This window comes from Kitasatospora sp. NPDC059812, from assembly GCF_042732075.1.
GTDB lineage: Bacteria > Actinomycetota > Actinomycetes > Streptomycetales > Streptomycetaceae > Kitasatospora.
Genome location: NZ_JBHWIO010000018.1, coordinates 1 through 8,559 on the forward strand (window position 1 = coordinate 1; position 8,559 = coordinate 8,559).

Annotated in this window: 4 protein-coding genes; 2 read left to right on the forward strand and 2 right to left on the reverse strand. The window is 71.4% G+C overall.

Annotated elements, in window-relative coordinates; all coding sequences use genetic code 11:
- Positions 1-255: 255 nt before the first annotated feature.
- Positions 256-1,512, forward strand: coding sequence for a hypothetical protein (locus ACFV6D_RS12190; protein ID WP_244293523.1), 1,257 nt, complete (start codon positions 256-258; stop codon positions 1,510-1,512).
- 87 nt (positions 1,513-1,599) lie between these two features.
- On the opposite strand, the gene ACFV6D_RS12195 is transcribed toward ACFV6D_RS12190, so the two are convergent.
- Together ACFV6D_RS12195 and ACFV6D_RS12200 are read right to left on the reverse strand one after the other, a co-directional pair.
- Positions 1,600-3,639, reverse strand: a complete 2,040-nt coding sequence (locus ACFV6D_RS12195) for a transglycosylase domain-containing protein (protein ID WP_380559484.1) — start codon at positions 3,637-3,639, stop codon at positions 1,600-1,602.
- A gap of 303 nt (positions 3,640-3,942) precedes the next feature.
- A complete protein-coding gene (locus ACFV6D_RS12200; RefSeq protein ID WP_380559486.1) occupies positions 3,943-6,123 on the reverse strand; it encodes a hypothetical protein in 2,181 nt (726 codons plus the stop codon).
- Between the two features lie 200 nt (positions 6,124-6,323).
- On the opposite strand from ACFV6D_RS12200, the gene ACFV6D_RS12205 reads away from it, so the two are divergent.
- Complete coding sequence (locus tag ACFV6D_RS12205) at positions 6,324-8,435, forward strand: phosphocholine-specific phospholipase C (protein WP_380559488.1); 2,112 nt, start codon at positions 6,324-6,326, stop codon at positions 8,433-8,435.
- The last annotated feature ends 124 nt before the right edge of the window (positions 8,436-8,559 follow it).

The window sequence follows — 8,559 nt, forward strand, 5'->3', positions numbered from 1 at the left end:
GCTCTGAGACCGCCGCGCCCGAGCGGGTCCGCGGTAAGGGGGGCGCCGGCCCCCCCCCCCCCCGGGGGGCGGCCCCCCCCCCCGGGGGGCGCCCCCGCCCCCCGGTCGCACACTTATCTCCCAACTCCCGTCCCATGCAAGCCTCGACACATTGTCGATCAAGGTGTTCTGATGTTCGCACCATACGTATGACTATCTGACCAGCATTTGACGGCAGGTCGGAGAAACGGAGGAACGGTGCGGCCTGCTCGTGGCGTGGCTGTCCTGCTGGCAACGGGGGTCGTCGTGGCCCTCGGCCTGGGCACGGGAGGCCCCGACTCGAAGGGCAGACCGGCCACCGCCGGCGCCGCTCCGGAGAGCACACCCGACCCGAGCGGCACACCCTCCGACAGCCCCAGCAGCCCCGGTGCCACCCCGACCCCCAGCGCCACGCCGACCTGGGACGGCCAGGTCAAGGTGCTCGGCGACGGCTCCACCTCCGACACCGGCCCGCAGCCCAGACAACCCCGGCCCGAGAAGCTGAAGCCCGGTGAGAAGCCGCCGCAGTTCGTGGTGTTCTCCTGGGACGGCGCGCTGGAGGGCGACGACGAACAGTTCTCGCGCTTCCGCAAGTTGGGCACGGAGAACAACGCCCAGATGACGTTCTTCCTCAGCGGCATCTACACCCTGCCCAAGTCCAAACGCACGCTCTACCACCCGCCGCAGCACGACGCCGGCGCCTCCGCCATCGACTTCGCCACCGACGCCCACATCAAGGACACCCTGGAGCAACTGCGCCTGGCCTGGCAGGACGGGAACGAGATCGGCACCCACTTCAACGGGCACTTCTGCGACTCCAAGGGCGGCGACGACTGGAGCACCGAGGAGTGGAAGAGCGAGCTCGACCAGGCGATCTCCTTCGTCACCAACTGGAAGACCAACACCGGCTTCAAGAACCTCCCGCCGCTGCCCTTCGACTACACCAAGGAGGCGGTCGGCGGCCGCGCCCCCTGCCTGCAGGGCCAGAAGAACCTGCTCGCGGCCGAGAAGGCGGCCGGCTTCCGGTACGACGCCAGCTCACCGGGCGAGTTCCAGGTCTGGCCCGGCAAGAAGGGCGGCATCTGGAACTTCCCGCTCCAACTGCTGCCCTACCCGGGCAAATCGACCCAGGTCCTCTCGATGGACTACAACTTCCTCGCCAACCAGTCCGAGGACACCACCAAGGGCGATCCGAAGAAGTACGACGCGTGGGAGAAGGAGACCCGCAACGGCTACCTCAACGGCTTCGAACGGGTCTACAACGGCAGCCGGGCCCCGCTCTTCATCGGGAACCACTTCGAGAGCTGGAACGGCGGCATCTACATGCAGGCCATCGAGGACGTGATGAAGAGCGTCTGCACCCGGGAGGGTGTCCGCTGCGTGTCCTTCCGCCAGGTCGCCGACTGGCTGGACGCCCAGGACCCCAAGGTGCTCGACCAGTTGCGCGCGCTGGACCCGGGGCAGCCGGCCGACTGGTCCCGCCTGGTCAAGTGACCAGGCCCGGGCGGCTGCGGGGCCGTGACACCACACCCCGCGGCCGCCCGGCCCCACCGGCCCCAGGCCCTACCGGCGCCCCAGGCCCTACCGGCCGCTCGCGCCTCCCGGGCCACCGGCCGCCTTCATGTACGAGGTCCAGATCTGGGTGGGCAGCGCGGAGTCCGGGGTGTCCGGGGCGGCGCCGCCCAGCCCCTCCAGTGAGAGCAGCTTCATGTCCTTCAGGTCCGCCCGGAAGACCGTGACGGCCGTGGACATCCGCGCGTCGTAGCCGACGAACCACCCCGCCGTGCGCTCCGGGGTCGTCCCCGGCTTCCCGGCCAGGTCCGGCCCGGCCTCCGCCGCCGCCTTGGCGCTCCCGGTGCGGACCGCGCTCTTGAGCGCCGCGTCCACCTCCCCCGCGACCTGCGGGGTCAGCGCCTGTACGGCGGTCGGCAGGCGCAGCCCGAGCGGCTCGCCGTTCCGGGTGATCCGCAGGACGGAGTACGGGTCCGTGTGGCTGCCTCCGGCGGCGAAGGCGGCGTAGGCGTCGGCGGTCCTGATCGCGCTCGGTGTGGAGTTCCCGACGCCGAAGGCCGGCACCAACTCCCCCATACTGCCCGGGAGCAGGCCCAGGTCGGCGGCGGTCTTCTGCACCCGGTCCAGGCCGACGTCCATGGCGAGCTGCATCATCGGCCCGTTGACGGACTGCTCCACCGCGCTCCTCAGGGTGACCGTCCCCCAGCTCCGCTTGCCGTCGTTGGCGGTCTTCGCTATCCGCCCGTTGCGCCCCCAGTACGGCCCCTCCGGGGTCATCACGTTCACGCCGTCGTCGCCGTCGTAGGTGGTGGTGGGCGTCACCGGGGTGCGGCTGCCGCCCCGCTTGCGCTGCACGCCCTCGCTCAGGCCCGAGGCGTAGACCAGCGGGGCGAAGGCCGAACCGACCGGCACCGTGGAGGTGTTGGCGTTGTCGAAGCCCTGTTTCAGGTAGTCGGTTCCGCCGTAGAGCGCGACGATCCTCCCGTCCGGGGCCACCGAGGCGGCACCGACCTTCAGTAACCGGTCGGCCTCGCGGCTGTCGGGGTCGATCCCCTTGGTGGCGTCCCGCACCGCGGCGGCCAGCGCGTTGACCTTCGGCTTGTCGAAGGTGGTGAAGATCTGGTGGCCGCCGAGGTCGAACTGGGCCTGCGTGATGTCGCTGTGGCCCTCCACGTAGGTCCTGGCCATGTCCACCAGGTACCCGACCTGGCCGCTCAGCCCCGCCGCCTTCGGCTGGGTCCTGGGCTCGGGGAACACCGTGTACCGGGCGCGCTCGGCGGCGGAGAGCCTGCCGACCTTCACCATCCGGTCCAGGATCCAGGACCACCGCTCCTCGGCCCGCCGGTGGTTGTTCGCGCTGATCCCCGGATCGAACTGCCCGGCCCCCTTCAACAGGGCGGCGAGGAAGGCCCCTTCGCTCGGGTTGAGCTGCGAGACGTCCTTGCCGTAGTACGCCGCCGCGGCCCGTTCGATGCCGTAGCTGCCGCGCCCGAACCAACTGGTGTTCAGATAGCCGGCCAGGATGTCCGGTTTGCCCATCCGCCGGTCCAGCTTGATCGCGATGACGATCTCGCTGAGCTTGCGCGAGAAGTCCTGACGCTGGTTCAGGTAGTTGTTCTTGACGTACTGCTGGGTGATGGTCGAGCCGCCCTGGGTCTCACCGCCCGAGGCCATCTGGTAGACCGCGCGGCCGATGCCCGTGAAGGAGATCCCCGGGTCCGAGTAGAAGGTCTCGTTCTCGGCGGCCAGTACGGCCCACTGCACCGACTCCGGCACCTGGTCGAGCGGCACCTCCTGCCGGTTGGTCTCGCCGATCCGCGCCATCTCGGTGCCGTCCGCCCAGAAGTAGACGTTGTTCTGCTGGGTGGCGAAGGCGTTCAGGTCCTCCGGGACGTGGGTGGTGACGTAGAACCAGGTCAGCCACCCCGTCAGCACCGCGGCCCCGGCCCCCGTCACCAGGAGCAGCTGCCGCCAGGACGGGAGCCAGCGGCGGACTCCGCGCCGCCCTCTGCGCGGGTAGTCGATCCACCGCCGCCCTCCGGGCTTCTCCCCTCCGGCCTCCCCTCCGGGCTTCTCCTTCTCCGCCCCGCCACCTTGGTCAGCACGCACAGTCCGGTCTCCGATTCGCTCGTGGGCACAGACCCCCGAACTCAGACGCGATGGGGGCCGGACCACGGCACAACGGAATTGATGTGATCACGGTCATACCGAGCGGACCGACGGGACGGCACGGACCCACCCGGCCTGGGGCGGAACAACGCCGGCCGAGGAGGTGGACCACGGGGAAACGACGACGCCGGGGTGCCTTGTGGCACCCCGGCGGGTGGTCGAGGGCGAGGAAAGCGAACGGGCTATGTCAGGTGGTGTGAGAAGGAAGCCCGTTCATGGCCTCGCCGGGGCCAACGCTAGCAGTCAGGCGGGGATCAGGTCACGCAGGTTTTCCGGGGTGATGACGACGGAGTCCGGGTGCAGGCCCTCCGGGCGTTCCAGACCGATGTACGTGACCGGGCCGGCCGGGAGCGACGTGCCGTCCCACAGCGTGGTGGCGGTGGCGCGCTCGCCCATCAGCTCGGTCAGATGGCGGACCGTCAGGTGGTCACGCCCGACGATGCCCCGCAGCAGCGTGGCGACCGACATCCGGTTCCCCTCGACCCGGTTGGCGTTCGGGTTGCCCTTCAGGTACAGGTGCAGCCACTTGGCGTGCCAGCGGCCGTCGTCCCCACGCAGGAAGGCCAGCGGCAGGGCGACCCTGCCCGGTCCGCGCAGGTCCGACTTCATCCGGACGGTGCGCGGTTCGAAGGGGCGGCCCTGCTGTTCGGCGTCGCGCAGCATGAAGCCGAAGAAGGACTCCTCGACCTCCTCGAAGCCCTCACCGGAGAAGATGTTGACCTGCGGGACGATGGCGCTGCCACGTACGGCGCCCAGGCGCAGGTTGATGAACTCGGAGCCGCCGTCGGGGGCGTCGGTGACGTCTCCGGAGTGCTCGCCCTCGACCTGGCTGAGCGAGGTGTAGGAGAGCCAGCCGAGCGTCTCGTAGGAGTCGTCGAGCATCAGGGCGGACAGGTCGAAGTCGGTGCTGTGACCGGTCTGCTTCCAGTAGACGAAGAAGCGCAGCAGTTCGCCGTCGACCGGGGTGAGGGAACCGCGGGGCAGTACGCCGAGTCCGGCGGTGGTGGCCTTGCCGCTGAGCGGGAGTGCGACGTCGAGTACGTCGGGGTCGATCAGCAGGTGCCCGGGGTCGGGGAGGCGGCGGCTCGTCTCGGCGTCCAGGGCGGCGAGCAGGCGGTCGCGTTCGGGTGCCGGCAGGGGCGGTCGGGTGTCGGTGGTGACCCAGGCGCGGCCGAGGCGGTTGACGAAGAGGCGGCGCCCGTCCGCTTCCCCGGTGCGGTTGTGGAGGTGTTCGCGGACCGACAGCAGGACCCGGCCGGAGACCAGCGGGGCGGCCTGCTCGACGGCGGCCACGACGGTGTCGCGTTCCTCCGGGGTGCGGCCCGCGCGCAGCAGACGGTCCAGGGAGCGGAACAGCATGCCCGGGGCGGCGGCCAGCAGCCGTACCGCGCCGGTGACGTCGCCGGCGCCGAGGAGTTCCTCGACGCGGCTGGTGAGGGAGCGGGCCGTCACCTCGCCCCGGGCCACGGCGAACACCTCGGCGGCGCGCGGCCAGCGCGGGTACTCGTGCGGGTGGAGGCGCTCACCGAGGCGCTTGAACGCCTCGCGGTGCCCGCTGACGTCGGCGAGCTTGGCGGGGTTGGCGCCCACCACGGCGTCGAGGCCGGCCAGCAGGGCACGGCGGGCCGGTCGGGACAGCGCCCGGAACCGGGTCGGTTCCGCCAGGGTCACGTCGCCGTCGGACAGTGCGCAGGCCAGCCGGAGCACGTCGGTGACGGTGTCCAGGAGGAGGTCGGCGCCGGCCTGGAGGCGGGCGAGGTTGACGACGGCGCGGTTCTCCCGGACCGGGATCGCCTCTGGCTGCGGACCGGCGACGCAGTGCCCGGCGAGCACGCCGAGGTCGCGCAGGCCCTCCTCGCCCAGCGGCGTGGTGCTGCCGGCCAGGGCCAGGTAGAGGGCCGTCACCTCCTCCTCCAGGGCGCCGCCCAGGTGCAGGACCGTCATGCGGTCGCCCGCAGCTGCGATCAGCTCGTCGTGGGCGGCGAGCAGTTCGGCGTAGCTGTGCTGGTAGCGGCCGTAGGACGGGAGGGTCAGCAGGTCGACCACGCCGGTGCGCAGTTGGGCGAGCACACTGCCTCGCGACGCGTCGTCGGCGAGCGCCCCGGCGATGCAGTGCGTCCAGAACTCGAAGGTGTCCGGCACGTTGAGCGGGAAGTCGATGAAGTAGGCGTTGTGCCCGACGTGGTCGCCCACCGACTCGCGGACGGTGCCCAGGGTGCGGGCGGCGGTGTCGACGACCGTCGCCTCGGGCAGCCCCGACAGGTACTCCAGCAGGTCCGCCGAGAGCTTGAAGCCCACGGACATCAGCGCGGCGTCGAACTGCCGCGCCGCGACAGCGCCTTGCCCCGCCGGAGCGCCCGGCCGGGAGGGGGCGGGGAGGCGGTGGGTGTGCCGGACGACGATGGGTTCGAGACGGTGGACCATGCGGTCATGCTCGCAGAACGGTACGGGGCGACGCATGCGGGTTTCCGGGCCCGCCGCCGGTGGGTCCGGGGAAGTTGGCTAGACAGGAATTGGCTGAAAACTCATGCGGCGTTCGCTGGGGGACCTCGTACGGCCTGGCTGCGGCACCTATGTTCGAACCTTCTTGGCACCCCCCGTACCCCGAGAAGGAAGGACACCACGTGGCCTCCATCGACCGGCGCCGATTCCTCCAGCTGAGCGGCGCGTCCGCAGCCGCCGCAGGCCTCGGCGCGTTCCCGCCCGCGGTCAGCAAGGCCCTGGCACTGCCCGCGATCGGCCGGACCCGCTCGATCGAGGACGTCGAACACGTCGTCGTCCTGATGCAGGAGAACCGTTCCTTCGACCACTACTTCGGCACCCTGCGCGGCGTGCGCGGGTTCGACGACCCTCGCCCCACGCTGCTGCCCGACGGCCGGCCGAACTGGCACCAGCCCGCCGCCGCCGTGAAGACCGGCCGCTACCACGACCGCGGTCTGCCCGCCTCCGAGCAGGAGGTGCTGCCCTGGTACATCGACCCCAGGAACACCACCGAGTACCAGGCCGGCACCGACCACGGCTGGAGCAGCGGCCACCTCGCCTGGAACGAGGGGCGCCACGACCAGTGGGTGAACCAGAAGCAGGACGTCATGACGATGGGCCACCTCAAGCGCCAGGACCTGGCGTACCACTTCGCCCTGGCCGACGCCTTCACCCTCTGCGACTCGTACTTCTGCTCCGTCCACGCCGACACCGCGCCCAACCGCATCTACCTGTGGACCGGCACCAGCGACCCGCGCAACGTGTACGGCCGCAAGCCCAACGGCCCCGGCCTGGAGGAGCGCAACAACACCAACGGCTACACCTGGACCACCTACCCCGAGCGCCTGGAGAAGGCCGGCGTCAGCTGGAAGCTGTACCAGGGCGGCTCCGGCGAGCCGGGCACCCCCACGGACAACTACACCGACAACTCGCTGATGTTCTTCGAGCGGTACCAGGTCGCCGAGGGCGCGTCGGGCCCCCTGGTGGACAAGGGCGCCACCGACCACACGCTGAAGGAGTTCCGCGCCGACGTCCAGCAGGGCCGGCTGCCGCAGGTCTCCTGGATCGTCCCGCCGTACCAGTACAGCGAGCACCCGTCCGCGACGCCCACCGACGGCGCGTACTACATCAACCTCGTGCTGGACGCGCTCACCTCCAACCCCGAGGTCTGGGGCAGGACGGTCTTCCTCATCAACTACGACGAGAACGACGGCCTGTTCGACCACGTCGTCCCGCCGATGCCGCCGGTCGTCAGCGGCCCGGGCGGCCAGGGCATCGTCTCCGCCGACCTGAGGGCGAGCCTGCGCGACGAACTGCTCGACCTCGGCAAGCACCCGGGCGAGATGGGCCCGCTGGTCCCCGGCGCCGACCCGGGCGGCCTCCAGCCGATCGGCCTCGGCCCGCGCGTGCCGATGCTGGTCATCTCCCCGTGGTCGCGCGGCGGCTGGGTCTGTTCGGAGACCTTCGACCACACCTCCGTCCTGCGGTTCCTGGAAGCCCGGTTCGGCATCGAGGAGCCCAACATCAGCGCCTGGCGCCGGTCGGTCTGCGGCGACCTCACCTCGGCGCTCGACTTCTCCGGCGCCGACCCGCGGCCGGTCTCGATCCCGGTGCCCGCGCCGATCGCCTCGCAGGGCAAGCCGTACCAGGTGCCGCTGCCCCAGCGGATGCCCACCCAGGAGCCCGGCGTCCGGCCGGCCCGCGCCCTCCCGTACGACCTGGTGGTCAACGAGGAGGAGACGGACACCCCCGGGCGGTTCCAGCTGGATCTGGAGAACCGGGGCGAAGCGGGCGCCTGGCTCTACATCTACGACCGGACCGCGCCGAAGGCCGCCCCCCGCCGCTACACCATCTCCGGCGGCGACACCCTCGGCGACTTCTGGCCGCACTCCGCCTCCGGCGACTACCACCTCGCCGCCCACGGCCCGAACGGGTCGGTGTACGAGTTCGAGGGCAGCGCCCGGACCGAGCTGGTCGCGCTGTTCGACCCGCAGAAGTCCAAGGTGCGCGTCAAGATCACCAACAACGGGCCGGCCGCCCGGACGGTGACCGTCACCAACGCCTACGCCAAGGGCTCGCAGCAGAGCCGCAGCATCCGGCGCGGCGCCTCGGCCCAGTTCACCTTCGACATACGCCCCGACAGCCGCTGGTACGACATCACCGTCGCCGCCACCGACGGCCCGACCTTCCGCCGCCGCTGGGCCGGCCACCTGGAGAACGGCCGCCCCGGCACCAGCGACCCCGGCACCAGCTGACCGACGGCGCGGCCCTGACCGTCGGCACAGCGCCCGACCGACGACGCAGCGCCTGAACCGGCTCGGGGGCGGGCGGGGGTGTGGTGGGGGCGGGGGGGGGGGGCGGCCCGCCGGGGGGGGGCGC